The 25809-nt window shown below is 56.4% G+C and carries 24 protein-coding genes; 11 read left to right on the top strand and 13 right to left on the bottom strand.

Going from position 1 to position 25809, the window contains the following annotated elements; genetic code table 11:
* Window positions 1–123: 123 nt before the first annotated feature.
* The 3 genes from H2Z33_RS19635 to H2Z33_RS19625 all read left to right on the top strand — a co-directional run bounded on the left by H2Z33_RS19635 (window position 124) and on the right by H2Z33_RS19625 (window position 2732).
* Window positions 124–651, top strand: a complete 528-nt coding sequence (locus H2Z33_RS19635) for a GNAT family N-acetyltransferase (RefSeq protein WP_032653615.1) — start codon at window positions 124–126, stop codon at window positions 649–651.
* A gap of 111 nt (window positions 652–762) precedes the next feature.
* Window positions 763–1647: an SDR family oxidoreductase gene (locus H2Z33_RS19630; RefSeq protein WP_017382335.1), complete on the top strand. Its 885-nt coding sequence runs from the start codon at window positions 763–765 to the stop codon at window positions 1645–1647.
* A 107-nt stretch (window positions 1648–1754) separates the two neighbouring features.
* Entirely contained in the window at window positions 1755–2732 is a 978-nt protein-coding gene (locus tag H2Z33_RS19625; protein ID WP_063134594.1) for an MBL fold metallo-hydrolase, read from the top strand.
* A gap of 117 nt (window positions 2733–2849) precedes the next feature.
* On the opposite strand, the gene H2Z33_RS19620 is transcribed toward H2Z33_RS19625, so the two are convergent.
* On the bottom strand, window positions 2850–3434 hold the full coding sequence (locus tag H2Z33_RS19620) for a nuclear transport factor 2 family protein (protein WP_015570507.1): 585 nt from the start codon (window positions 3432–3434) through the stop codon (window positions 2850–2852).
* Window positions 3435–3543: 109 nt separating this feature from the next.
* On the opposite strand from H2Z33_RS19620, the gene H2Z33_RS19615 reads away from it, so the two are divergent.
* Together H2Z33_RS19615 and H2Z33_RS19610 are read left to right on the top strand one after the other, a co-directional pair.
* Window positions 3544–4425, top strand: coding sequence for a LysR substrate-binding domain-containing protein (locus H2Z33_RS19615; RefSeq protein WP_017693407.1), 882 nt, complete (start codon window positions 3544–3546; stop codon window positions 4423–4425).
* A gap of 16 nt (window positions 4426–4441) precedes the next feature.
* A complete protein-coding gene (locus H2Z33_RS19610) occupies window positions 4442–5365 on the top strand; it encodes a LysR family transcriptional regulator (protein ID WP_063134596.1) in 924 nt (307 codons plus the stop codon).
* Here H2Z33_RS19610 and H2Z33_RS19605 read toward each other — a convergent pair.
* Window positions 5356–6240, bottom strand: coding sequence for a LysR substrate-binding domain-containing protein (locus tag H2Z33_RS19605; protein WP_063134597.1), 885 nt, complete (start codon window positions 6238–6240; stop codon window positions 5356–5358). The two genes, H2Z33_RS19610 and H2Z33_RS19605, sit on opposite strands and share 10 nt — an antisense overlap.
* A 111-nt stretch (window positions 6241–6351) precedes the next feature.
* Here H2Z33_RS19605 and H2Z33_RS19600 point away from each other — a divergent pair, with 111 nt between their 5' ends.
* From H2Z33_RS19600 to H2Z33_RS19590, 3 genes are all read left to right on the top strand, one after another.
* A complete protein-coding gene (locus H2Z33_RS19600) occupies window positions 6352–7833 on the top strand; it encodes a UbiD family decarboxylase (RefSeq protein ID WP_063134598.1) in 1482 nt (493 codons plus the stop codon).
* 130 nt (window positions 7834–7963) lie between these two features.
* A complete protein-coding gene (locus H2Z33_RS19595) occupies window positions 7964–8251 on the top strand; it encodes a VF530 family DNA-binding protein (protein ID WP_063134599.1) in 288 nt (95 codons plus the stop codon).
* A gap of 7 nt (window positions 8252–8258) precedes the next feature.
* Entirely contained in the window at window positions 8259–9548 is a 1290-nt protein-coding gene (locus H2Z33_RS19590) for a glycoside hydrolase family 10 protein (RefSeq protein ID WP_045340994.1), read from the top strand.
* 38 nt (window positions 9549–9586) lie between these two features.
* Here H2Z33_RS19590 and dsbG read toward each other — a convergent pair whose 3' ends face one another.
* The 11 genes from dsbG to H2Z33_RS19535 form a co-directional block, all read right to left on the bottom strand.
* Entirely contained in the window at window positions 9587–10363 is a 777-nt protein-coding gene (gene dsbG / locus H2Z33_RS19585) for a thiol:disulfide interchange protein DsbG (protein ID WP_015570501.1), read from the bottom strand.
* A 41-nt stretch (window positions 10364–10404) separates the two neighbouring features.
* Window positions 10405–10962: an RNA polymerase sigma factor gene (locus tag H2Z33_RS19580; protein ID WP_177799024.1), complete on the bottom strand. Its 558-nt coding sequence runs from the start codon at window positions 10960–10962 to the stop codon at window positions 10405–10407.
* Between the two features lie 5 nt (window positions 10963–10967).
* On the bottom strand, window positions 10968–11381 hold the full coding sequence (locus H2Z33_RS19575) for a hypothetical protein (protein WP_063134600.1): 414 nt from the start codon (window positions 11379–11381) through the stop codon (window positions 10968–10970).
* 189 nt (window positions 11382–11570) lie between these two features.
* Entirely contained in the window at window positions 11571–13121 is a 1551-nt protein-coding gene (locus H2Z33_RS19570; protein ID WP_063134601.1) for a methyl-accepting chemotaxis protein, read from the bottom strand.
* A gap of 95 nt (window positions 13122–13216) precedes the next feature.
* Window positions 13217–14233 (bottom strand): LacI family DNA-binding transcriptional regulator, encoded by a 1017-nt coding sequence (locus tag H2Z33_RS19565; RefSeq protein ID WP_017693400.1) that lies wholly within the window; start codon window positions 14231–14233, stop codon window positions 13217–13219.
* Window positions 14234–14261: 28 nt separating this feature from the next.
* Window positions 14262–15668, bottom strand: coding sequence for a sucrose-6-phosphate hydrolase (locus H2Z33_RS19560; protein ID WP_063134602.1), 1407 nt, complete (start codon window positions 15666–15668; stop codon window positions 14262–14264).
* Window positions 15668–17038, bottom strand: a complete 1371-nt coding sequence (locus H2Z33_RS19555) for a sucrose-specific PTS transporter subunit IIBC (RefSeq protein WP_003857085.1) — start codon at window positions 17036–17038, stop codon at window positions 15668–15670. The genes H2Z33_RS19560 and H2Z33_RS19555 overlap by 1 nt, the downstream gene beginning before the upstream one ends.
* A gap of 66 nt (window positions 17039–17104) precedes the next feature.
* A complete protein-coding gene (locus tag H2Z33_RS19550) occupies window positions 17105–18622 on the bottom strand; it encodes a carbohydrate porin (RefSeq protein WP_063134603.1) in 1518 nt (505 codons plus the stop codon).
* A gap of 171 nt (window positions 18623–18793) precedes the next feature.
* Entirely contained in the window at window positions 18794–19690 is an 897-nt protein-coding gene (locus tag H2Z33_RS19545; RefSeq protein ID WP_063134604.1) for an aminoimidazole riboside kinase, read from the bottom strand.
* An 88-nt stretch (window positions 19691–19778) separates the two neighbouring features.
* Window positions 19779–20990 carry a diguanylate phosphodiesterase gene (locus tag H2Z33_RS19540; protein WP_032671162.1) on the bottom strand — a complete coding sequence of 404 codons (1212 nt, stop codon included), beginning with the start codon at window positions 20988–20990 and terminating at the stop codon, window positions 19779–19781.
* An 87-nt stretch (window positions 20991–21077) separates the two neighbouring features.
* On the bottom strand, window positions 21078–22553 hold the full coding sequence (locus H2Z33_RS19535; protein ID WP_063866943.1) for an alpha/beta hydrolase: 1476 nt from the start codon (window positions 22551–22553) through the stop codon (window positions 21078–21080).
* Window positions 22554–22820: 267 nt separating this feature from the next.
* Between H2Z33_RS19535 and H2Z33_RS19530 the strand changes: the two genes are divergently transcribed.
* Genes H2Z33_RS19530 through H2Z33_RS19520 form a run of 3 tightly spaced genes read left to right on the top strand, consistent with a single transcriptional unit; the run spans window position 22821 to window position 25808 of the window.
* Window positions 22821–23675, top strand: coding sequence for a MurR/RpiR family transcriptional regulator (locus tag H2Z33_RS19530; RefSeq protein WP_063134607.1), 855 nt, complete (start codon window positions 22821–22823; stop codon window positions 23673–23675).
* A 12-nt stretch (window positions 23676–23687) separates the two neighbouring features.
* Complete coding sequence (gene ddpX, locus H2Z33_RS19525; RefSeq protein WP_017382319.1) at window positions 23688–24260, top strand: D-alanyl-D-alanine dipeptidase; 573 nt, start codon at window positions 23688–23690, stop codon at window positions 24258–24260.
* Window positions 24261–24275: 15 nt separating this feature from the next.
* Window positions 24276–25808: an ABC transporter substrate-binding protein gene (locus H2Z33_RS19520; protein ID WP_003857078.1), complete on the top strand. Its 1533-nt coding sequence runs from the start codon at window positions 24276–24278 to the stop codon at window positions 25806–25808.
* Window position 25809 lies beyond the last annotated feature (1 nt).

Genomic DNA, 25809 nt, shown 5'->3' with positions numbered 1-25809 from the left:
CTCGAATGACCACCTTTTACGCGGAACGAAATACAAGCTTAGACCAGGATCTACAGAGTGTTATGCCAGCAGGAGATGCCGCTTCGTCTATTATCTATTTATAACTCCCACTTAAGGAATACTATGCATATTCGAAAAGGATTAAGTACAGACCTCGCCCGCCTTGAATGTTGTGATTTTTCTTTCAAGGTTGATGAGATTGCCAGAGAGCCATTTCTCAATGGTGATTTGCATATCGAGGCGCTGACCGAACCTTATCTTAAAACCTATGAACTTGATCTCCAGACGCTGGAAAATCATTGCGTTAATCCGGATTCAATATTTCTTATCGCCGAAACGGATGACGGTGAAATCGCCGGTTTTATTACCGCGTCCTGCAACTGGAATAAATTTATTTCGGTGGATTACATTGCCGTGGAGCGTTCAAAACGCCGTACGGGCGCGGCGCACAAGCTGATGTCCGCCACCCACGTCTGGGCGCGAAGCCTCAATGCGCCCGGGTTACGGCTGGAGACGCAGAACGTTAATGTTTCTGCCTGTCAGTTCTATCGTCACTATGGGTTTATTCTCGGCGGTTACGATCGCTACCTTTACAACGCCCTGCCGGAAAAAGATGAGGTCGCCCTTTTTTGGTATTACATGCTGGCTTGAGAAAATATTTTATATCCGCTCCCGGAAGATAGATTTGTCTGAATTTGTCAATTTTGCCCGCTTACGTTTAATTAACGACTAATCTTGGAATTCACTATTAAGGAGGCCGGTATGTCTACAGGAAATAATCACACGCTGCATTACCCTCGTCCACCGTTTGCTGAACAACCGCAAAGGGCCCCCGGGCTGGCATCGGAAATGAAGCCAATACCGGATCACGGTGAAACAAGTTATATCGGATCAGGCAAACTGGCAGGAAAAAAAGCGCTGATTACCGGCGGTGATTCCGGAATTGGTCGCGCAGTAGCGATCGCCTATGCCCGTGAAGGTGCAGATGTGGCTATTGGCTATCTCCCGGAAGAGGAGTCCGATGCGGCATCGGTCATTGCGCTGATTCGGGCCGAAGGCCGTAAAGCGGTCGCCATTCCCGGCGACATTCGCGTGGAGTCGTTCTGCGATACGCTGGTGGAAAAAGCCGTCGCAGAACTGGGTGGCCTGGATATCCTGGTGAACAACGCCGGACGCCAGCAGTACTGCGAATCGATCGACGATCTCACCACGGCAGATTTCGACGCGACGTTTAAAACCAACGTCTATGCCCCCTTCTGGATTACTAAAGCTGCGCTGCGCCATTTGCAGGAAGGCGCCGTGATCATCAACACCACTTCCGTTCAGGCGTTTAAACCGAGCGCGATCCTGGTGGACTATGCGCAGACCAAAGCCTGTAACGTGGCCTTTACTAAGTCTCTGGCTCAGCAGCTGGGGCCACGTGGCATTCGGGTGAATGCCGTCGCGCCAGGTCCATACTGGACGCCTCTTCAGTCCAGCGGCGGTCAGCCGCAGTCCAAAGTTCAGAAATTCGGGGAAGATACGCCCCTGGGCCGACCGGGCCAGCCGGTTGAAATCGCACCGCTGTATGTGCTTTTTGCCTCAGATACCTGCTCATACGCCTCCGGACAAGTATGGTGCTCTGACGGCGGTACCGGCGTGCTGTAAAGCATCCTCTCAGACCTATCCATTTCATGGATAGGTCACATTCACTTCCCTGCTGTTCTCAAAAATCTCAGTTGAACTATGATGAACTTACTATTGAGGAGCCCATCATGTTTACTGTGAAAAAACTTGCGTTATCAACCCTGTTGACCGGTTCGGTTTTATTCTTTCCCGCGATCCACGCGGTGGCCAGCGTTCCGCAGCATGTGTTGAAACAGCAGGCCGGCGGCTACAGCGTTCAGGTTGGCGATACGATTGTCACCGCCTTTACGGACGGCAGCGTGCCGCAGGACCTGCACGCCTTACTGCGCCGGACGACGGCGGAAAATACCGATGCGTTACTGGCCAAAAACTTCCAGGCCAATCCGGTGGAAGCATCGATTAACGCGTTCTATATCGCTATGCCCGGCCACAAAATTCTGGTGGATACCGGTTCCGGTCAGCTCTTTGGCCCTGGCAAAGGCGGGCGGCTGATTGAAAGCCTGGCGACGCAGGGTATCAGGCCGCAGGACATCACCGATATCCTGATCACCCACGCGCACTCCGATCATGCAGGCGGCCTGGTCAAAGACGGTCAGCGCGTATTTACCCGCGCACAGGTGTATGTCGGCAAACCGGATATCGATTTCTTCTTTAACGACGAGAACCAGAAAAAATCTGGCTATGACCAGAACTACTTCGACGTCGCGCACAAGACCTTAAAGCCCTATCTGGATGCCGGGAAAGTGAAGACTTTCTCCGGGACGGAACAGCTTCTGCCGGGCATCAGCGGTACGGTTCACCCGGGCCACACCCCTGGGTCCGCGTTCTACACGCTGGAGAGCAAAGGTGAAAAAATTACCTTTGTCGGCGACATCATTCACGTTGCCGCGGTTCAGTTCCCACAGCCCAACGTGACGATTGCTTACGATGAGGATCAGGACGGAGCCGCCCGGGTACGCAACGCAGCGTTCGCTGAGTTTGTGAAAAACAAAGATCTGATTGCGGCGCCACATCTGCCTTTCCCCGGGATCGGGTATGTGAAGAAAGGTGAGCGGGAAGGCTACGCGTGGGGTCCGGTGACCTATACCAACCGGGACGCCCAATAAGAGAGTCTCTGCGTCCCAGGCTAAATATTTCAGCCTGGGACCGCTATCTCACGCCCAGGGCCCCGCGGCCGGGTATTAACCAGCCGGCGAAATCTGTTCGGCCCTGCGCTCAACCTGTCAGACAGCCAGCCATTTTTTTGCGTTCGCTTTCATATTTGCTTCTAGTTCACTGTCACGCGTGGCAAATACGCGGCCGAGGGGAAAACCGCTTTGTTCCAGCAGATAAGCTAGCGCGGCATATTCCCGCGGATAGTTGGCAGCAATTTTTGAATCAATCTCAACCGGGCCCAGAGGAAAGGTGAAAATACCCATGTCGTAGATGCTCTGACGATGGAACAGCTTCCATACGCCCTCTCTCTTTTCTGCCAGATCGTAGAAACGATTGTGGCATTCGCATCCAATATTAAGTTTTATATTTTCAGCGATGATCATCGCATTGGTTTCAAGAATCGCTTTGTCGCCGCGGTCGTTAAAAGTGACGACGGGCGAGCCAATCATATGTTTTGTGCGCAAATCTGAAGCGCCCATACGCATGGAACCCTCGACAAAATCGCTCGCGAGCCCTTCGAACCACGTAATTTCGATTGTGCCGTCCGGATGAAAAAGATTACGCAGCTGCTCCCATTCGCCCAGGTCGCGGTGCATCCAGCCATTCATGAGGTCGTTAAGATCCTGACGGTCTTGCAGTTGGTGAGTTTGCATTGTTTGGTTCCTGTTTGAGTTGATGCGTTCAGTTTGGCCGTGAAGCGGTTTATACTCAAATATATATATTTTACTAAACAATCATTTTTAATGATGAATCAAGGTGGCAATGGAACTCCGGCACTTACGCTATTTTTTGGCTGTTGCAGAAGAAGAGCATTTTGGACGCGCGGCTGAGCGACTCAATATTGTTCAGCCTGCGCTCAGCATGCAGATTAAAGCCCTTGAAACTGAGTTAGGCGGTCCGCTGTTTATCCGCACCAGCCGTCGTGTGGAACTTACTGAGGCCGGATCGCTTCTTCTCAGCGAAGCCAGACTGATGCTGGAACAGATGGAACACACGCGTCTGGCAGTCCAGCGTGCGATACGGGGAGAGACAGGGCGTGTACGGGTCGGTTTTGCCGGTAACGCCATTTTTAGTGGCAAAATGATTACCGATGTACGTCGCTTCCGTAAAACCCATCCGGATGCAGAAGTCACCATTCAGGAAATCGCTCCCCAGAAACAGGTAGCTGCGATCCTCGCAGGGCATATTGATGTCGGTTATACACCGGATAACAGTACGACAGCCGATCCGCAGATCAGGGTGCAGAAAACCGGAAACTGGGAGATGATAATCGCAATGTGTGATGATCATCCCTTAGCCATCCATCCGCACCTCTCCGTTGAAATGCTCGCCGGTCATCCCCTGGTCCTGTACGACGCGCATGACGCCAATGAAAATCTGACTGTGCTGCTGGCGCAGCAGCTCGGGGATGGTTTTTGCGTGGCACATCGTTCAAACAGTACGCTAAGCGTTCTGGCATTTGCCGCAGCCGGGCTCGGTCTGGCGCTGGTTCCCGCCCCCCTGCAACAGGTGCAAATACCCGGACTGATTTACCGCAACCTGAATGCTCAGGCGCTGACCGCAAATCTGGTCATGATCAGCCGCATGCAGGAGCCAGGTAATGCAGTGACTGCTTTTCTGGCAATGGCTAACCTTCCCTGTTGAACAACGGCAGCAAGCTATGACGCACAATAAGATGCCCTCCTCCGATATGGATATGGACCTGATCCTGACGCTGGATGCGTTACTCAGGGATCAGAATATCACCCATGCGGCCGCGCGGCTGGGCATCAGCCAGCCGGCGATGTCTGCCCGCCTTGCGCGCCTGCGCGTCCTGTTCGATGAGCCGCTGTTTATCCCTTCCCCACACGGACGTGGGGTGTTACCTACGCCGCGCGCCGAGGCGTTAAGGCCGCAGGTCACGACGGTTTTACAGGGTATATCGGCGATGCTTGAACCCACCACGTTCAACGCGCAGAACAGCAACCGCACCTTTGTGATTGCCCTGCACGAGAACCCGGCGCTGATGCTGGGGGCAGAGTTGCAGAATCAGATTAGCAGCGCAGCACCAGGCATCCGCCTGCGTTTTGCGCTCCCGGAAACCCCGCTGCTGCCAGCGCAGATGGAAAATGGCGATGTGGATATTTATGTCGGCGTTAACGCGGGGGCGCATGATGCATGGGTCAGACGCAAGCTGTTTGACGATGAATATGCCACCGCCCAGCGTAAAGGCCATCCGCGCGGTACGGGGCCGATGGATCTGGAAAGCTATTGCAGCCTTTCCCACCTGGTGGTTTCATCCGAGGGCGACCCGTTCGCGGGCTTTGTCGATCAGCATCTGGCGGGGCTTGGCCACCAGCGTAACGTGGTGATGTCGACGCAAAGCTATGCGATGGCGCCTGCGATTGTTGCCGGTACCGATTTGCTCTGCACCCTACCCAGACGCATGTTGCTACGGTTCACGCAAACGCTTGATATTTTTCCGCCGCCGCTGGATCTCCCTCCGATCGTCATCGGTATGTACTGGCACCCGAAAAACAGCCAGGATCCGGCTAACCGCTGGCTGCGAGAACAGCTTCTTCAGGCCGCCGGACGTCAGGTATGATCGAGGATGCTCATCAATTTTTTCAGGACCTCAGAGCGAATAATCCGGTGGCAAACCAGCGTCAGCTCGCTCTCCCGGAGTCGGTCAAGAATATCCACAAAGACGACGTTTTGTACGCATATCGCCTTCGCTGAAGCCGGCAGCATGGCGATGCCAAACCCTGCCGAGACGAGACTTATCACCGTGGGGACATCGGTGGCATTTTGCACAACGTCAGGCTGTATGCCCGCGCTGTGGCAGGCATCATAGAAATATTGCTCCAGCCCCATCCCCTCCGGGTCGCGCAGGGCGATCCACTTCTCCTCTTTCACCGACGCAAGCGTCAGCGCGGCGGAGCCCGCCAGGCCATGTTGACGAGGTAAGGCCAGCACGGCCTTTTCCGTTGTAAATGGACGGCTTTGCAGATCGTCAGGCAATAGCGGTAACGGGGCACGAATAATGGCCACATCCAGCTGGTTGCTTTGCACGCCGGTATAAAGGGTTTGCACGTTACCCGTCATCATAGAAAGGCTGATGGCGGGCCATTTCTCATGTAAAAGCCGCAGCGCGGCGGGTAGCTTACTGTCGAATATCGCACTTGAAACACATCCGAGATTCAGCACGCCCTGTTCCCCTCTGGCCGTCTGTCTGGCATCCAGAATCGCCTGATCGGTCATTAAAATCGCGACTCTGGCTTTACTGAGAAATGCCTCACCGGCTGGCGTCAGCGTCAGGCGACGATTCGCCCGGCTAAAGAGCAAGACCCCAAGACGATCTTCAAGCGTTTTTATCTGCTGGCTCAGCGCTGGCTGCGCCATGTTAAGGCGCTCCGCCGCCCGATGCATGTGAAGCTCTTCCGCCACCACGATAAAATTGCGCATCAGTCGAAACTGCATACCATGCCTTTATTATTGATAATAAAATTCATATTAAAATAGCATAAACGATGCAATTGATAGCCCTCTTCGTCCGGTTAAGAATGGAAGCCTTCATCCGAGGAGGGAAATATGAAAAACCACATCAACGATCTCAGAAGTGCTATCGAACTGCTCAAACGCCATGAAGGTCAATACCTTGAAACCAGCCATCCGGTCGATCCTGACGCAGAGCTGGCGGGTGTGTACCGGCATATTGGTGCTGGCGGCACGGTAAAACGTCCGACGCGCATTGGCCCGGCGATGATGTTTAACGCTATTAAGGGATATCCCGACTCGCGTATTCTGGTCGGAATGCACGCCAGCCGCGAGCGGGCGGCGCTCCTGTTGGGCTGCGAGCCCTCTGAACTGGCAAAACATGTCGGCCAGGCCGTGAAAAACCCGATTGCTCCCGTTGTGGTTCCGGCGGCACAGGCGCCGTGTCAGGAACAGGTGTTTTATGCCGACGATCCGGACTTCGATCTGCGTAAATTGCTTCCGGCACCGACCAACACGCCGATAGATGCCGGTCCGTTCTTCTGTCTGGGGCTGGTGCTGGCAAGCGATCCGGAAGATGCCTCACTGACCGATGTCACTATTCACCGTCTCTGCGTGCAGGAGCGCGATGAGCTCTCCATGTTCCTTGCCGCAGGCCGCCATATTGAAGTGTTCCGTAAGAAAGCCGAGGAGGCGGGCAAACCGTTGCCGGTCACGATCAATATGGGTCTCGATCCCGCTATCTATATTGGCGCCTGTTTCGAAGCCCCTACCACGCCCTTCGGCTACAACGAGCTGGGTGTCGCCGGCGCGTTACGTCAGACCCCCGTAGAGCTGGTGCAGGGTGTGGCCGTAAATGAAAAAGCGATAGCGCGTGCGGAAATTATCATCGAAGGCGAACTGCTGCCGGGCGTGCGTGTAGAAGAAGATCAGCATACCCACACCGGGCACGCGATGCCGGAATTTCCCGGCTACTGCGGGGAGGCTAACCCCTCCTTACCGGTAATCAAAGTGAAGGCCGTCACGATGCGTCATCAGGCGATCCTGCAAACCCTGGTAGGACCGGGCGAGGAGCACACCACGCTGGCCGGTTTGCCAACGGAGGCCAGCATCCGTAATGCGGTGGAAGAAGCCATCCCCGGTTTTCTGCAAAACGTCTATGCGCATACCGCTGGCGGCGGCAAGTTTCTTGGCGTATTGCAGGTGAAAAAACGCCAGCCCTCTGACGAAGGGCGTCAGGGTCAGGCGGCACTCATCGCGTTAGCCACCTATTCCGAGCTTAAAAACATTATTCTCGTCGACGAAGATGTGGATATTTTCGACAGCGACGACATCCTGTGGGCGATGACCACCCGTATGCAGGGCGATGTCAGCATCACCCATCTGCCGGGGATCCGCGGACACCAGCTCGATCCGTCTCAGGCCCCGGACTACAGCCCCTCCATTCGTGGCAACGGGATCACCTGCAAAACGATTTTCGACTGTACGGTGCCCTGCGCGCTTAAGTCCCGCTTTGAGCGTGCGCCCTTTATGGAGGTAGACCCGACGCCGTGGGCGCCTGAACTGTTTAAAAAATAGCGTTAACCGGAAAATCTTCTTCACCCTTCACGGGTGAAGAACCTCACGCTGAAATTGCCGCGTCCCCTGCTTTCTTGTAACCTTTGAGCGTTTATCACATCCCCATAAAAACTGAGACTACCGGACGCCTATGACAGCACATATTTCCAACGATCCTTTGCATGGCGTAACGCTCGAAATGCAGGTTAACGCGCTGGTTGCGCGATATGGCTGGAATGAACTGGGCAACCGAATCAAAATCAACTGTTTTCGCAAGAACCCGAGTGTTAAATCGAGTCTGAAGTTCCTGCGCCGCACCCCATGGGCGCGGGCGGAAGTTGAAGCCCTCTACCTCGACTCTCTTCACGATGACGGTAACGGGGAACAGGACGAACCGGCGTTTAATCCCTGGACGGATAGCCGGACACCCAGGAGCTAACACGCAAATGATGCGACACGTAAAACGGACTGGCGCGCTGCTTGGCTGCGCGCTTTTACTGGTAAGTTGCACTTCCAAACCACCCAAATCACTCGTTACCCCGCTGCCGCAGGCGAAACCTCTACAGCAGACTAACGAACCCATGCGCGGGATCTGGCTGGCGACCGTCTCCCGTCTCGACTGGCCTCCCGTGTCATCGGTGAATGGCCGTAGCGCGGACCAGCGTATCGCCCAGCAACAGCGGGCGCTGACGGACAAGCTCGATAAGCTGAAAAAACTTGGGATCAACACCGTCTTCTTTCAGGTAAAACCGGACAGTACGGCGCTGTGGGCCTCTAAAATACTGCCCTGGTCAGATACCCTGACGGGGACTATCGGGGAAGATCCCGGTTACGATCCGCTTCAGTTTATGCTGGATGAAGCGCACAAGCGCGGGATGAAGGTTCATGCCTGGTTTAACCCGTACCGCGTTTCCACCAACACGAAGCCGTCGACCATCGCCGCGCTTAACCGCACCTCGTCGCTTCATCCTTCCAGCGTGTACGTCCAGCATCCGGAGTGGATCCGCACCTCGGGGGATCGTTTTGTTCTCGACCCGGGCATTCCCGACGTGCGGGACTGGATAACCCAGGTGGTGATGGAAGTGGTAAATCACTACCCTGTCGACGGCGTTCAGTTCGATGACTATTTTTACACCGAGACGCCGGGGTCCACCCTGAATGATGCCTGGACCTTCAGGCGCTATGGCGAAGGTTTTGCGTCAAAAGCGGACTGGCGTCGACACAATACGCAGCAGTTGATTGTGCAGGTTTCAAGGGCGATCAAGCAGGCTAAACCTGAGGTCGAATTTGGCGTTAGCCCGGCGGGGGTCTGGCGCAATCGCTCCTTCGACCCGGCAGGCTCGGACACGCGCGGTGCCGCAGCCTATGATGAATCCTACGCTGACACGCGCAAATGGGTACAGCAGGGTTTACTGGATTACATTGCGCCGCAGATCTACTGGCCCTTCGCCCGCGACGCGGCACGTTACGATGTGCTGACAAAATGGTGGGCTGACGTGGTGAAACCGACCCATACCCGCCTGTATATCGGGATCGCGTTCTACAAAGTGGGCGCGCCTTCCAGAAACGAACCGGACTGGACGGTGAACGGCGGCGTACCGGAGCTGAAAAAACAGCTCGACCTCAACGATTCACTGCCAGACGTTAAGGGCACCATCCTGTTCCGTGAAGACTATCTTAACCAGCCGCAGACGCAGGAGGCGGTAAATTACCTCCGGGGACGCTGGGGTAATTGACTGAAAAAAGGCAGAAACGTTCTGTTTCTGCCTTTCTTTTACGGCTTCGGCCCGAACATCGCCTCAAGCTGTTTTGCGTCTGGCATACCCACGACCTGTTGCAGTTCGTTTTGCTCATTCAGGTAATAAATAGCCGGTGTGGCATTCGCGCCGAGACTGTCCATTAGCGTCTGGTGATTTTGCAGGATCTCAACGGTTTCCCGGGAAGCCGCAGCTTCAGGTTTCGGCAGCTTTTTCCCGCCGGACAGCTCGTACGTTTTCCAGGCCGACACCGGATCTTTCGCATTCAGGATCGCGGAGGCGTTACGCCCGCTGTTTGGGTTAAGAAATGCAACCAGCAGCGTATTGAGCTGAACCTTGCCAGCCTTCACCCACGGCTGCGCTTCAGCCCAGAACTGCTTGCAGTACGGGCAGAACGGGTCGGCAAAGACGAAGACTTTGCGCGGGGCACTCTCCGCGCCCTCTTTCAGGGGATGCGCCGCATTGAGCTTTTTCCACATCTCGCGGCCCATCGGGGCGTAGATCTCTTTCTGGAAAAAGGCCTCGCTGAGGTTGGTTCCTTTCTCATCATAAAGATAACCAGACACGACGTGCTTTCCGTCAGGGGTCAGAAAGAGCGTCACGCCCATGTCCTGATATTTCCCCAGCCACGCTGGCGCGCCGCCGGGGGCGTCAATTTTCTTGATGATTTTGATGTCCTGCTGTTCACTGAAGTGCTTCACCACATCCGGAAGCGACTCCTCTGCCCTGACCAGCCCTGAAACCATCAGAGCAGAGAGTAACAGCACCTTTTTCTTTGCTAACCGTTGAAGCATAACGACCCCTTTAAAATATTGTTTTTCAGAGTGGTCGAAGTTTATTGTCCTGTCAACGCTTCATAAATATCCTTGAGGCGACTACGCAAAAATCGCACGGCTTTGTGTTTGCGGGATAATAACGCCTGCACACTGTCGCCTGTTTCCTCTGCCAGCATCTTCATGCTGTAGCCCTCAAATTCCGTTTTTTCAAACACCTCGCGCTGAGGTGGCGGCAGTTCCGACAGGGCTTGCCCCAACTCTTCCCATAGCAGCATGTTGAGATACTCTTCCTCCGGCGTTTGCGGTAGGCCGAATAACGTTTCTGCAATCTCCTGCTCCGGAAAGTCCTCGTCATCTGCTGTCAGGTACCCCGGCAGTGAAACCTCGTGCTTTTTTCGCGCCCGGTCGATCATCTCATTTCGTGCGGCGCGAAACAGCCAGGCGGCGACGTTCTCGACCGGTTGTTCCACTTTCATCAACTGCCAGGTCACTTCCTGAAGAATATCATCGACATCATCACGAACCGCAGTCCGTCCGCGAATGAAGGCTTTTAGCCGCGCGCGGCAGGCATTGAGTGCCGAGATCAGTAATGATTCCCCCGCCTCACCGGCTTTCATATCGCTCACTCGGCTTCCGGCGCTTTTGCACCGTTATCATCTCGCTTTTCATCCCGGCCATCGTGCCACCGGCAATGACCGTGGCGCCCAAATCCCGCCCGACGCTGCTGAATGAAGGCCTCACGTTGTTCGGGGCTCATATTCATCCATTGTTCGTGCATACGGCGGTGCGCACCGAACATGCCCGGACGGAAACCCAGCCCACCGAAAAGAATGCGGCTCAGCAGCAGGATCCCCAGCGCCTGCCAGAAGCCAATGGCTTTAACCCCCAGGATGGCCGGGAGCAACGCGTTCCACAGGGACATGACCAGCAGGCCAAGCACCACGAACAGGACTGCGCCAATCACGATGCCCTTACCCATACGATGGCGGCCCAAACCACGCCCTTGACCTTTTCCGTGCATATCAAAATTTCTCATGTGTACCTCGTTTATGTTGAATGATTATGGTCTCTGATGAGGTAGACGGATGAGGAACAGAAATATTGCCGGGGAAAGATAAAATTTATGTGATAGCGGCTTTGTACGGATAACAGTAATGGCTGAAGGAGATTGTGCAGCGGCTACATGCAGACATTAAAAAGGCTCCCTCAGGAGCCTCTCTGAACATCACGCCGTAGCAGGCAAACTAAAGCTCGAGATACTCTGGGACAGCTGCTGCGCCTGCTCCTCCAGCGAGGCCGCGGCGGCGGCGGATTGCTGCACCAGCGCCGCGTTCTGCTGGGTCACACCGTCCATCTCCGTTACGGCCTGCCCAACCTGACCAATCCCGCGGCTCTGCTCTTCTGAGGCAACCGAAATCTGTTCCATCAGCGTATGCACTTTATTCACAGAGCTGATAATAGAATCAATCACCTCTCCCGAACGATTCACCAGTTGTGCACCGTTTTTCACGCTGGAAACAGACTGGGCGATAAGGCTTTCGATATCTTTCGCCGCCACCGCGCTTTTTTGTGCCAGGGTGCGCACTTCACTTGCTACCACGGCAAATCCTCGCCCCTGCACGCCAGCACGCGCCGCTTCAACGGCCGCGTTTAGCGCCAGAATATTAGTCTGGAAAGCAATGCTGTTGATGACGCTGGTGATGTCTTCAATACGCTTCGAATTGGACGCGATAGTATTCATCGTTTCGATGACTTCACGGGTTACCGCTTCACCGGTATGGGCATTTTTCACGGCATCCTGCACCAGCTTACCGGCCTGGAAAACGTTGTCGGTGTTATTCGCCACCGTCGCGCTCAGCTCTTCCATGCTGGCGGCCGTCTGGGTCAGGGCCGAAGCCTGTTGCTCGGTACGGGAGGCCAGGTCGATATTGCCGGAGGCAATTTCCTGCGCCGCATGCGTCACAGTGTGGCTGGCATCGCGCACCTGAGAAATGGTGGAGAGCAGCGCCTGGCGCATCTGCTCCATCGAGGACATCAGGTGATCGATTTCATTCCCGGAATCACGCTTGATCGGTACCGGTACGTCCAGCTTCCCGGCCGCAATCTGGCGACAGTGCTCGCGCGCCAGGTTCACCGGCGCAAAGACCACGCGTTTCATCAGCAGGCTGACGGCGAAGATCACCACCACGAACAGCACCGCAATGCAGGCGATAATAACCAGACCCGACACGAAATTATGGCTCGCATCCTCGTTCAGCGTTTTGGCGTACTTCTGGTGAACGGAGAGAACCTGATCGAGCACAATTTCATATTGGCGATCGAGTCGAGACACCACGGGAATAAGAGCGTTGAACCGCGACACATCGTGAGCGGCGGCAGCGGCGATGAGAGGCGCCAGTCCCTGGTTACGGTAGTTTTGCCACGCCTCCTGGTAGGCAGTGACCAGCGGGGCTTCGTCCGGCAAACGCGGCGAGGCCATAAACGCCGAAAATGCACTATCGGCTTTGGTCAGCGCCTCTTTAACCGAGGCCAGTTTCGCAGACGGGTCGGTAGCGTCCCCCGCTTCCACCATTTTCACATACTCCATAACCCTGACGCGCAGGGTTCGGCTGTGGTTAATGGGATCAATAATGGACAGAACCACCTGAATTTCTTTGTTCACATTATCCAGCGAAGTATTACTTTTAATGATGAGCCCAACGCTGGTGATAGTGCTGGCCACAAAGAAGAAAAGCAGGGAAAACAGGATAATCAGGGATGATTTTTTCAACGACATAACACACCTCAGGGATATAATTTCCCTTTGGTTATCGGCTGAATCCAATCTTTAATTAATTAAAGTTATTGATGTCACCCTCAGACGTTACCCTGTCACTCTACGGCCTTGTATCGCCGTTGCAGGGTGGCATCCAGCTTACGCTGGATCGGCTCCGGCGTTTCCCCTTCAATCAGTTTGCCAATCAGATCAAAGCAGTGCCAGGCGAGCTGGCGGTTATCCTGACGAACGGTATCGACAGGAATGGTCAGAGAATCATAGAGATAGTGATCGTCAAAGCTGGCCAGACGCATATCGCTTTGCAGCAGATTATGTTGCCCCATATAGCGCAACACCCCTTCCAGCAGACCGCAGGCGGCGGTAAAAAGGGCTTTTGGCGGGCGGCCCAGGCGTGCGCAAAGCTCGGCAAACATTTCGTAGCCGGAGCTCGGATGGTAATTACCATGAATGATCCACTCCGGACGTAACTCGACGCCAGCGTCACGCAGCCCCTGCTTAAACCCTTCAAGACGGTCACGCGTCGGGGAAAGCCGCGGCTGACCGCCGAGGAAGTAGAACTCATCCGGATGCTGGCGCGCAATGTCGGCCACCAGTGTGGCGGTTGGGGTAATTGAATCGGTGAGAACCAGCGGCAGAGAACTGTCGTTCATATGACGGTCAAAGAGTACAACGGGCAACTGTTCGCTCAGCTTTTGATAGTCCGCGTCGTTGAGCATGCTGGAGGCGACAATCAGCCCGTCCACCTGGCGGGCCACCATGTTATTGACCACCACCGTCTCCTGGCCCGGATTTTCATCGCTACAGGAGATCAGCAGCTGAACACCCGCCTCGCGGCAGAGGGTCTCCAGCTCATGAGAAAAAACGGCAAACCCGTAGTTGGTGATTTCCGGCACCACCAGACCAATGGTGTGGCTGCGGTTGTCCCGCAGCGAACGGGCGTGAATGCTGGGCTGATAATGATGTTCTTTGGCAATCGCAAGCACACGCTCGCGTGTCTCCTCCGCCACCCGAAGCTCTTTGCTGCGGCCGTTCAGAACCAGGCTGGCGGTGGCTTTTGATACCCCCGCGAGCTCCGCGATATCTTTAATGGTGACGCGTTTTGTTTTTCTCACAACGACTTAGATCCGGCTGCCAAAACCTCTATTCTATCATGCAGCTGCGCAGCGACCAGTAGCGTAATGTGATATCGGACGCACCTTCGAAGCGTACCTGGGCCGGATGGTCAGGAAAATAGCGGCTGCTCATGACGCCTTCACCGTGATTGATGAAAATTTCGACGCTGGAACAGTCGCACAGCACGCGTAAATGATGAACATTGCCCTGCCAGTAGCGGGTCAGCGTGTCTGCGGTTTTCAGACTGGCGCGTTCCAGACGGATCCCCTCATCATCCACAATCAGCCGCAACGCGCCGGCAAAATCCACGTTCACGCTCGATGCGCTCAGTTCGAACTCAAGACGCGTTCCCGCCAGCACCGGGGCATCGCTGGCGCGTCCCTGCCAGAGATGTTCATCCTCGCGCAGCGTTTCCAGCTCACGGACCGGGGTTTGCCAGAGCTTACCGTCGCGGTAGCGCAGTTCGCGAGGACAGGTCATCTGGTGGATCCAGCCGTGCGCCCGCGTAGGCTGGAGCATCTCTTCGCCGTCCGGCACGCCCATCCAGCCGATGAGGATGCGGCGGCCATCTTCTGCCACCGTGGTTTGCGGCGCGTAAAATTCGAAACCGGCGTCAAGCTCATGCAGCTCGCCGTGCGCAAATGCAGGCGTTTGATAATCAAATGCCCCACTCATCCAGACGGCCGGATAGGTATTGAGATAGCGATGCGGTTCGCGCGCCAGCCCCTGCGGGCAGCAGATCAAGACGTGTGTGCCATCAAGCTCAAACAGATCCGGGCACTCCCACATATAGCCCGCGTCCGTGAGTCCGTTGACGCCGTGACCGGCGATTTCGCCGCAGGACGCCCAGATGTGTAAATCGGCTGACGTAAACAGCAGCACCTTGCCGCGCTGCTGTCGATCCTGCGCGCCGAGCACCATGTACCACAGCCCGTCATGCCACCATACTTTCGGATCGCGGACGTGCCCGGTGTACCCGTCCGGCAGGGGCAACACCGGTCCCAGTTTGGCAAACGTGCCATCGTCATTTTGCACCGCCAGACACTGCCAGGCGGTGCGGCCGCCATCGTCAAACTTAACGTTGCCGGTATAGCACAGGGTCAGCACGCCGTTGTTATCCACGGCGCTGCCGGAGTAACAGCCATTGCGGTCATACTCTTCGTCAGGCATCAGCGCCATTGGCTCGTGCTGCCAGTGCACCAGATCTGCTGAGCTCCAGTGCCCCCAACACTTGTAGCGATGATCGCAGCCCAGCGGGTTCCACTGATAAAACAGATGGTAGCGCCCGGCAAACCAGATAAACCCGTTCGGATCGTTCATCAGCCCTGTCACCGGCGCGGGATGCCACTGCGGATAGTGGCTGTCCGCCAGCGCACGCGGCTGGCCTTGCATAACGGCCTGCAACACGGCAGGCCAGCGGGAAGATAAGGTCATTATTCAGAGTCCGTTTTATATTTCAGCAGCAGAGAGACGGTGAACGCCACACCAAAGGCAATCACCATGCCGATAATATAGTTGAGCAGCGAGCTGGCCTGGACAATCGCCATGCCGGGAAGCGCCGTCAGGCCAACGGCGGTCATGTAGACATGCACCGACACCACCCAGGCACCGCCCGCCGCACCACCGATCAGCGCCGCGATAAACGGCTTCACAAAACGCAGGTTGATGCCAAAAATTGCCGCTTCGGTGATGCCCAGCATCGCGGAAAACGCCGACGGTAAGGTAATGGCTTTGATTTTGGCATCGCGGGTTTTGAACCACACCGCCAGACACGCCCCGCCCTGCGCCACGTTCGCCATCGCCCAGATCGGCAGCAGGAAGTTAACGCCAATCGACGGATTACCCAGCAGCCCGGCCTCAATGGCGTGGAAGCTGTGGTGAATGCCGGTAATGACAATCACCGAATAGAGCCCACCAAACAGCAGCCCGGCCAGCCAGCCCGCGTGGGCAATCAGAGTGCTAAGAATGAAGGAGATCCCGTCGCCCAGCGCGCGTCCCGCCGGGCCAATAATCAACAGCGCAATGAAGCCGGAGATAATGACGGTCAGGAACGGCGTCAGGATCAGATCTAACGCATCCGGGATCGCCCGGCGCAGCTGTTTTTCCACAATGCTCATAAACCACACCGCCAGCAGCACCGGGAAGACGGTTCCCTGATAGCCAATCATGGCGATTTCAAGACCGAAGAAGTTCATGGTGTGGAAGCCGGACGCTACGCCCCAGGCGTTGGTCAGCGCCGGATGAGTCAGGATGCCGCCGAGCGTTGCCCCCAGATACGGGTTGCCGCCAAACTCCCGCGCGGCGGTGAAGCCAATCAGGATCGGCAGAATAATAAACGCCGCCGAGCTGCACATATCCAGCATGATATAGAGCGCGTTATCCGGATTAACCCAGCCGTAGGTTTTAACCATCCCCAGCAGGCCCATCAGCAGACCCGAGGCCACGATCGCCGGGATAATTGGCACGAAGATGTTGGAGAGCAGACGCGCGATACGCTGGAACGGGTTCAGCTTGCGGGCCGCAATATCCGCCGCTTCCGATTTACTGGACTCGCTAATCCCTGCCGCCTGAATAAACGCGGCGTAAACCTTATTCACCACCCCGGTGCCGAAGATCACCTGCATCTGCCCGGCGTTTCGAAAACAGCCTTTCACGCCTTCAACCTTGCCGATAGCCTGCTGGTCGGCAAGCGCATCATCGACCAGCACCAGACGAAGGCGCGTGGCGCAATGTGCCGCGCTGGCAATGTTCTCTTTGCCACCGAGCAGCGGAATAAGCTCGCGCGCAATATGATTAAAATCCATAGATACCTCTTCCTGACCTCTTTTTATGGTGTTCGAAACGCCCCCGCGATGCGGGAGCGTGAAGGGTTAAAACCAGGTTTCCATCTGCACCCCAAAGTTCCATTCCCCGCCCGCGTTGAAGCCGCTGCTGCCAAAGGCGTCATCGCTGGCGTAGTTATCCAGCTTGCTGCTCCAGTCCATCCAGGTGGCGAACAGGCGCAGCTCCGGACGGCTGAAGAAATCGCCAATTTTGCCCGCCTTTAACGTCGGGGCGAAGGTCAGCTTGTAGAAGCTACCGTTAACCGCATTGCGATCCTTGTAGCCTTCCGGGCTTAAATCCATGTACTGATAGCTGCCTTCGAACGCGAGGGCGAAATTCTGGGTCACCTCTTTGATCAGACGCGTATTGAGCGTGACCCACTCGTAGCTGTCGCCCTTCACGTAGCGGTCCTTACTGCTTTGCGCCAGCACGGCGGGCGCAATGTGCCAGCCACCGCCCAGCGGCGTGACACCGTAACTTGCAAAACGCCAGGTATCGGCTTCTGACAGTAGCGCGCCGTCTGAACCAATGCTTTTCACCTCGGCGCCCAGACCGTGGCCGTAAAGCAGAGCCGTTTTGGCGGAACCTTCCCGCAGGCCGTAGAAGCTCTCGTTATGCAGACCAACCAGCGCATGTACCCCGTTATTGGCCGCGTCGGTTTTAATCGGATTGCCGTTGCTGTCCTTACGGTCGTCATTATCTTTTGCCCGTAAGCCGCTGACCATCATCTGCACCGGCCCGGCGAAGTGATTCATGCTGAGGATGTAGTTCTGAACGTTGTTGTCGATCTCCTCTTCGCTGCCGAAGTTACGGCCATAAAGGGAGAAGTTACTGCGCAGCGTATCGTTCCACTTCACGTCGTAGACGCCGCCGCCGGTCCCGGCGAGAAACACCACGTCGGAATCCAGCCAGTGAATGTCGAAGTTGTCGCGGTCAAAACGCTTACCCGCCCAGAAGGTACTGCCCTTCAGCGCACCGGTAAAGTCTGGCAAATTGCCCAGCTCGGCAAAGGCCTGACGAATGTTCAGGTCGCTGCTGTCTGCCGACCAGTCGTTATAGGTTTTCTGACCGTCGGCCAGCATCGTCTTAAAGCGCGTCGTCGCACCATTCTCCAGCGTCTGTTTGTGCTCAACATTCAGCTCAACGTAGGTATCCGCTTCGTTCCCCAGACGCCCGATGGCCCCGCCGGTTTCCCCGGCGGGCGTCAGATAAGGGCCGCTTTTGCTGCTGGAGGCCGCGTCGTTCATCAGCAGGCCGGAACGGGCGTAACCGTGAAATTCAAAACCGCCTGTCCGGTCGGCTTTTTCTTCCAGCACCGTGGTACGTTGCGCCACCGCCTGTGTGGAGGTTTGCGCTTCCTGCTGCGCAGCCACCAGCTGCTGTGTTTTCTGTTCCGCTGCCGTGGCGCGCTTTTCAGCAACCTGCGCGCGGGTTTCCGCCTCCTGCAAACGCTGCTCCAGCGCCGCCAGGCGCGCTTCGATACGTGTCATATCCGTCTGGGCAAAAACAGAGGTACTCCCGGCCAGCATGCCTATCATCACGGCAAGTCTGCGTTTTTTATACATTTTGTCGCATCCCTAATAACTATCGGTGAAAGTGCTAAATTGCTAAACCGGTTTAGGCTGATGATACTAAACCGTTGAATTTTGGATCGGCAACGTTTTTTGCTAAACCGTTTTAGTAAGTGTGATCGAGACGACAATTCAGGCCGCCGACCGGAGGCCTGGAGAGGTGAATTACAGTTCGTGATGATAAGGCAGCGCGGTCATTGCCCCTTTTGCGGTTGTCGCCAGCGCCCCACAGCGCTGCGCCAGCGTGATGACCTCTGAAAGACGGGCCTGGCCATCACGAGCCAGACCGAACAGCAGCCCGGCGACGAAAGCATCCCCCGCGCCGGTGGTATCAATGCATTCCACGGGTGATGCAGGATAGTGCGTCAACGCGCCTTTCTGCCAGGCGGTTACGCCCTCTTTTCCCTGCGTCACCAGCACCAGCCTGGCCGGACAGGTGCGCATCAGCGCCGCCAGCCCCTCATGGACCTGCGCATTTCCGGTTAAGAACGCCAGCTCTTCCACCGAGATTTTCACCACATCTGCACAGGCTAATGCCCGCTCAAGACACTGACGCAGCTCGACTTCATCGTGCCAGAGATCGGCGCGGATATTGGGGTCAAAGCTGACAAATCCCCCCGCCATTCTGATAGCGGACATCGCCTGAAACGTCGCGGAACGGCTGGGTTCGGCGCTGAGCGCGATAGAGCAGATGTGCAGCCACTCCCCGGCGCGGAATGGCGGGAGATCGGCAGAGTCGAGGAATAAATCAGCGCTCGGGCGAACCATAAAGGTAAAGGAACGTTCACCGTCGTTATCGAGATCCACCACCACCGTGGAGGTGCGATGCTGCGGGTCCAGGCGCAGCCATTCTGTATTAACCTGCTCATCCGCAAGCGTTTTTTGCATAAAACGCCCGAAGGGGTCGTCGCCCACCCGGCCTATAAAGGCGCTTCTGCCGCCCAGACGCGCAACCCCTACCGCGACATTGGCCGGTGCGCCGCCAGGACATTGCAGCAGTTTGCCCTCTCCGTCGGGCAACAGATCCACCACGGCATCGCCAAGTACCCAGATCGTCTCCATATCACCTTCTTAGCTAAATCATGTTAAACCGGTTTAGCTATTTAAGCACAGGCAGGGTGTCGGGGAAATATGGCGACGGAAAATTTGCTTAACCCACCCGATGGGGCCAATGGATATCACCTACGCCATTGAGCTGCGGGCGGGCGAACAAAAAGCCCTGGAAGCGGCGAATACCGACGGATTCAAGCCAGCACCACTCTTCTATCTTCTCAATGCCTTCTGCGACCAGCGTAATCTCCAGATCGGTGCAGCAGCTGATTATCGACTTCACAATCGCCTGCTTGGGCCCGCTCAGGTGGATATCGCTGACGATCTCTCTGTCGATTTTGAGCTTATCCGGTTGAAACCGGGTGAGCAGTGAAAGACCAGCATAGCCGGAACCAAAATCATCTATCGCCAGCCCAACCCCTTCCGCGCGCAGCTGTTTAATGGCGCTGTTAAACTGGTTAAAGCCGGAAATCATCTCGCTCTCAGTGACTTCAATGACCACCTGCTCAGGCTGTAGATTGTACTTTTTGATCTGCGTTACCAGGAACTCTACCGCGCCCGGCACGTTAACCAGCGACATTGGCAGCAGGTTCACCGCCAGTTTGTGGCTGCCGATGCCGAGCTTTTGCGCCAGGGCAAAGGTCCAGGCTTTGGTTTGCAGGTCGACTTCGTAAATCTGTTCACGATCGAGACTACGGAAGAAATGCTCCGGGCTGCCGCCGTCGTTTCCGCGTATAAGCGCTTCGAGAGAACTGATTTTGCCTTCGGACGGCTCGACAATGGGTTGCAGCGCAAACTGGCAGGGCTGTCCCGCCAGCAGACCTAACCCTTTACCAAACGGCGCGCGCTCTCGCGAAAGCGTCCATTTATCAGGCTCATAGTCCGAAGCGGGTGGGATAGCGGTTTTGCCGGTGATAAAGGTCTGAATAAATTTGAAGACCCGATCCTCAGAAGTCAGATAGCTTTCCAGCTTGCTGTAATGCAGAACCGACGCCAGAACCGCTTTCGGGGTCTGAACGTCCAGGTCAAACAGCAGCATTCCCACGTCTTCGAAACGTCTGCGCGGGCCGTAATCGCGCATCAGCTCCACCACGCCGGTATGCCGGTCATCCGCACGGATGGTGTTAAAAAGCGCGACGACGCGCTGTTCCGTGCCTTCGAGAATTTGCAGAACGTCACGTCCACGGGAGAGAAGAATGCCTGAGATGCCCTGCTCCGTATTACGGATCCTGGCCTGTTCAACCAGCGCGCTTAACGCTGCGGAGGTGCAGGTTAAGCTCAGCTGGCTTCGATAAATAAGAGTTGTCAGCACAGAAACGGGGTCCGGTATGGGGTATATGCCTGAACGGTACTGTTTAACACAGTTCCCCGGTGTGACCTAATCTATTCCACGTCGGGCTTAATTCTCCCCGATACGGCTGTCGATCCGCGTCTGCATATAATCGTAGAACGGATTCGACGTCACCCGCATCAGCGCATCTTTGCCGACGCTCAGAACCGATGTTTCTCCCCACAGGGCTATCGTCCCCAGGCTGATACCGTAGTGGTTTTTCACCTCAGGATGGCGGCCATACAGATCGTCATCAGGCGGGAACGGAATAGCAACATGCGACAGGGAATAAACCTCCTGCGGATACGCGACCGACAGCGGCATCACCGTTTCCCGGGTGCTACCCGCTGGCGTTGTCTTTGCCACCATATCAAACCTGTCGGGGCTGGCATTGGTCACAATTGTGACACTGTAACGCCTTTTTGACCCGGGCAGCAGGTCAGCCACCGCCGTCCAGGATGATGGCCTGAACAGTGGACGAAAACTCCCGGCCTGGTTGATATCAAAAACTACCAGTTCGCTGCCGTTTGCCGGAAGCTGGTCAAACAGCCCGCTAACCACGGCGCGGGTACTGACCGTTGAATCCATGACCGACTGAAACGCCAGTACCGGCGGAAGCTGCGCCAGTTTGTGATCATGAACATCGCGGTTTATCTGCTCATGCAGCGCCTGGGTAAGCAGCCAGGACTGACGTGCTGCATTCACCGGGAACGAATTATATTTATAAGGATTATATTCCGGCGAAATGTTGAGCCACGCGGCTTTGGCAAACGCCGGTAACATGGCCGGTAGCCCGGCGAATCCGGCAAAGCGCGCAAACGCCGTGACGCCAATCATCGGTGAGAGCAAAACGATCTGCTGAGGTTTACGCAGTTCAGGCGCATCAAGAGCGTCGAGGGCGTATTTCATCGCCAGCGCCCCGCCGTTGGAGTAGCCCACCAGATGCAGGGGAAGATCGTTCCCCGTCAGGCGCGTCGCTTCACGAACCGCAAGGCGCGATGCGGCCAGCCACGCCTCCCAGTCAACGTCTGTCAGGGCACCCGGCGCCGTGCCGTGTCCGGGCAAACGAGGCACTACGGCCACAAAGCCGTGCTGTTGATAATTCTCTGCCAGATGCCTGACGCTGTAGGGCGAGTCCGTCAGACCGTGCAGCAATACCACCGCCCCGCGCGGCTTTCCGGCAGGCATCAGCACGAATGACCGGTTTGCATCCGGGGAAAAGTGTCCTGGCCACACCAGGCTCTGGCGGTAATAACGGTTCAGCGGCGTGCGCTCTGCGGGGGTGACTTTCGCCGTCACCTCAGCATCGAGAGCGGTGAAGATGGCGTTTTCCCGCGCGACATACGCTGCGAAGGTCGCGTTATCCATCTCCTGCACGGACATTTCGTCAGCCCGCCAGGTGTGCCAGTGATGCAGGGCCGGCCCCTGCTGCGAAAGATAAACCCGCACCGCCAGCAGCACGAGCACAATGATCCCGATGACCATCGCTATTTTTTTTGCGAGAGCCATCAGGCGCACGCTGACCCGCCAGGGCAAATTCGCCATGTGAGGCTCCCTCCCTTATCCACAGAGCGTTTATCTTACCAAAAAATGTGAAGAGGCTGACGTATTCACCAAATAGATACCGCTCAGGCCGGACACTGCACCAAAAGTGAACTACGCTGCACAAATGTTGAGCACCTGTTAAACAAATATTGCATTAACTTTGCTGCACAGCGCGTTTTCGTCGCAATGTGAACATGGCACGCGTCCTGCATTGTTAATCCGGTAACAGAATCCCGGCCTTTGACAGCCAGTTAACAGCGAGGCGGTATGACGACCAAACCTGAGGTGTTGAGCCGTATCGAAGCGACCTTTAGCCAGCTCACCCCGAGCGAAAAGCGGGTGGCAAGCTGGATGCTGGCGCACGTCGGGCAGATCCCCTTTGAAACGGCAGAGAGCGTGGCGCTGGCCACGGCCACCAGCGGGATCACCGTCGGACGCTTTCTGCGCAAGCTGGGCTATCGCAACCTGGACGACGCCAAAAAAAGCCTGCGCGATCCCCACCAGCCCTGGGGCATTAACGAGCGTCTCGACTCCTGGAAGCAGCAACAGCCGCTGTCGGATCGCCTTCAGCACTCCCTGTCGCTGGAGGTGGACGCCATTGCCCATGTTTACCAGCTGGCGCAAAGCGAAACGTTCAGGCAGGTGATCCAGCAACTTACCCATGCCGACGCCGTCTTCGTGCTGGGGATCCAGTCCACGCGCGGGATCGCCAATGCGTTCTTCAGCCATCTGGAGTATCTGCGCCCGCGGGTGAGCTATTCCGAAGGACTCTCCGGTAGCTGGGTGGAGTCGCTTAACTCCGGCTTTGCGAACCCGTATATCGTGCTGACGGATACCCGCGCCTACTCCGCCATTGCCCGCCAGTACTGCCGCGTGGCGAGCGAAAAAGGCCTGGCGATGGCGCTGATCACCGATATCTGGTGCCCGTGGGCGCGGGATTATCCGATTGATTTACTCCAGGTGAAGACCGATACCGGCCATTTCTGGGATTCGCTGGCGCCGGTGAGCTGTCTCTTCAACCTGCTGCTGTCGGGCGTTGTGGAGGCGCTGGGCGATGCGCTGCCGGAACGTCTGGCAATCAACCGACAACTACAACAAGAGTTTGGTCAATTTGAACGCTAAAGGAGCGGAGCTATGCCTGAAGAGAGTCAACTGATTGATGTGGCGAAAACCTTTCCCACGCTGCATATCGATCTGAAATACGCGACCGCCGATAACATCACTGGCCGCCCGATCTACCAGCACGCCGCGTGCCTGTTGCATACGGATGCCGCCACCGCGCTGGCGAAAGCGATCAGCATCGCCGCGCTGGCCGGTCTGAAGCTGGTGGTTTACGACGCCTACCGCCCCCAGCAGGCGCAGTCGCAACTCTGGGATGCCTGCCCCAATCCGGAATACGTGGTGGATGTCGCAATTGGCTCTAACCACAGCCGGGGCACCGCCATTGACGTCACGCTGATGGATGAACACGACAACGTGCTGGATATGGGCGCCGGGTTTGACGAAATGCACGACCGTTCTCATGCCTGGCACCCTTCCGTTCCGCCCGAGGCGCAGCGAAATCGTCTGCTCCTGAACGCCGTGATGTACGGCGGCGGTTTTGTGGGCATCAGCAGCGAGTGGTGGCATTTCGAACTGCCGAACGCCGCCAGCTACCCGCTGTTAGATGACCAGTTCGCCTGTTATCCGACCACACACTCACTCTAATTCTGGAGCCCGGCCATGAAAACTACGCTGCTTACAACCCTGATTGCCGCTACGCTCGCCCTGAGCGCCCCTCTCGCGCTGGCGGCGGTGCCAAAAGATATGCTGGTGATTGGGAAAGCTGCCGATCCGCAAACGCTGGATCCGGCGGTCACTATCGATAACAACGACTGGACGGTGACCTACCCCTCGTACCAGCGTCTGGTGAAATACAAGCCTGGCACCACGGAGGTGGAAGGCGATCTGTCGACGGGCTGGAAGGCGTCTGACGACCAGAAAGAGTGGACGTTCACCCTGGCAGATAATGCAAAATTCTCTGACGGCACGCCGGTGACCGCCGAAGCGGTCAAGCTGTCGTTTGAACGTCTGCTGAAAATTAATCAGGGACCTTCCGAAGCGTTCCCGAAAGATTTGAAAGTGGACGCGGTGGATGAGCATACGGTGAAATTCACCCTCAGCCAGCCGTTCGCCCCGTTCCTCTACACGCTGGCCAATGACGGCGCGTCGATCGTCAACCCGGCGGTGCTGAAAGCGAATGCCGCCGACGACGCGCGCGGTTTCCTGGCGCAAAACACCGCGGGTTCCGGACCGTTTATGCTGAAAAGCTGGCGGAAAGGTCAGCAGCTGGTGATGGTGCCCAACCCACACTGGCCGGGTGAAAAGCCGCACTTCAAGCGCGTCTCGGTGAAGATTATCGGTGAAAGCGCCTCGCGTCGCCTGCAACTTTCCCGTGGCGATCTGGATATCGCCGACGCCCTGCCGGTGGATCAGCTTGCCGCTCTGAAGCAGGAAGGCAAAGTGGCCGTGGCGGAATACCCGTCCCTGCGGGTGACCTACCTCTATCTGAACAACAGTAAGCCTCCGATGAATCAGGTGGATTTGCGCCGCGCGGTCTCCTGGGCCACCGATTATCAGGGGATGGTGAAAGGCATTCTCAGCGGGAACGGCAAGCAGATGCGCGGCCCGATCCCGGAGGGCATGTGGGGCTTCGATGCGAACGCCATGCAGTACAGCTTTGACGAGGCTAAGGCCAAAGCGGCGCTGGAGAAAGTCAACGATAAACCGGCCAGCCTGACGTTCCTCTACTCCGATAACGACCCGAACTGGGAGCCTATCGCCCTCTCCACGCAGGCGAGCCTGGGCAAGCTGGGGATTAACGTCAAGCTCGAGAAACTGGCGAACGCCACCATGCGCGACCGCGTCGGCAAAGGTGATTATGACATTGCGATTGGTAACTGGAGCCCGGACTTCGCTGACCCGTACATGTTCATGAACTACTGGTTCGAATCGGACAAAAAAGGGCTGCCGGGTAACCGCTCATTCTATGAGAACAAAGAGGTCGATGCATTGTTGCAGGCGGCACTGAAAACCACCGATCAGGCGGAACGCACCAAAGATTACCAGCAGGCGCAGAAAGTGGTGATTGACGAGGCGGCTTACGTTTATCTGTTCCAGAAGAACTACCAGCTGGCGATGAACAAAGAGGTCAAAGGCTTCACCTTTAATCCGATGCTTGAGCAGGTCTTTAACATCGCCACCATGAGTAAGTAAC

The organism is Enterobacter sp. YSU (assembly GCF_016082135.1).
GTDB classification, from domain to species: Bacteria; Pseudomonadota; Gammaproteobacteria; order Enterobacterales; family Enterobacteriaceae; genus Enterobacter; species Enterobacter hormaechei_C.
This window is presented reverse-complemented; position numbering and strand designations above follow the sequence as displayed.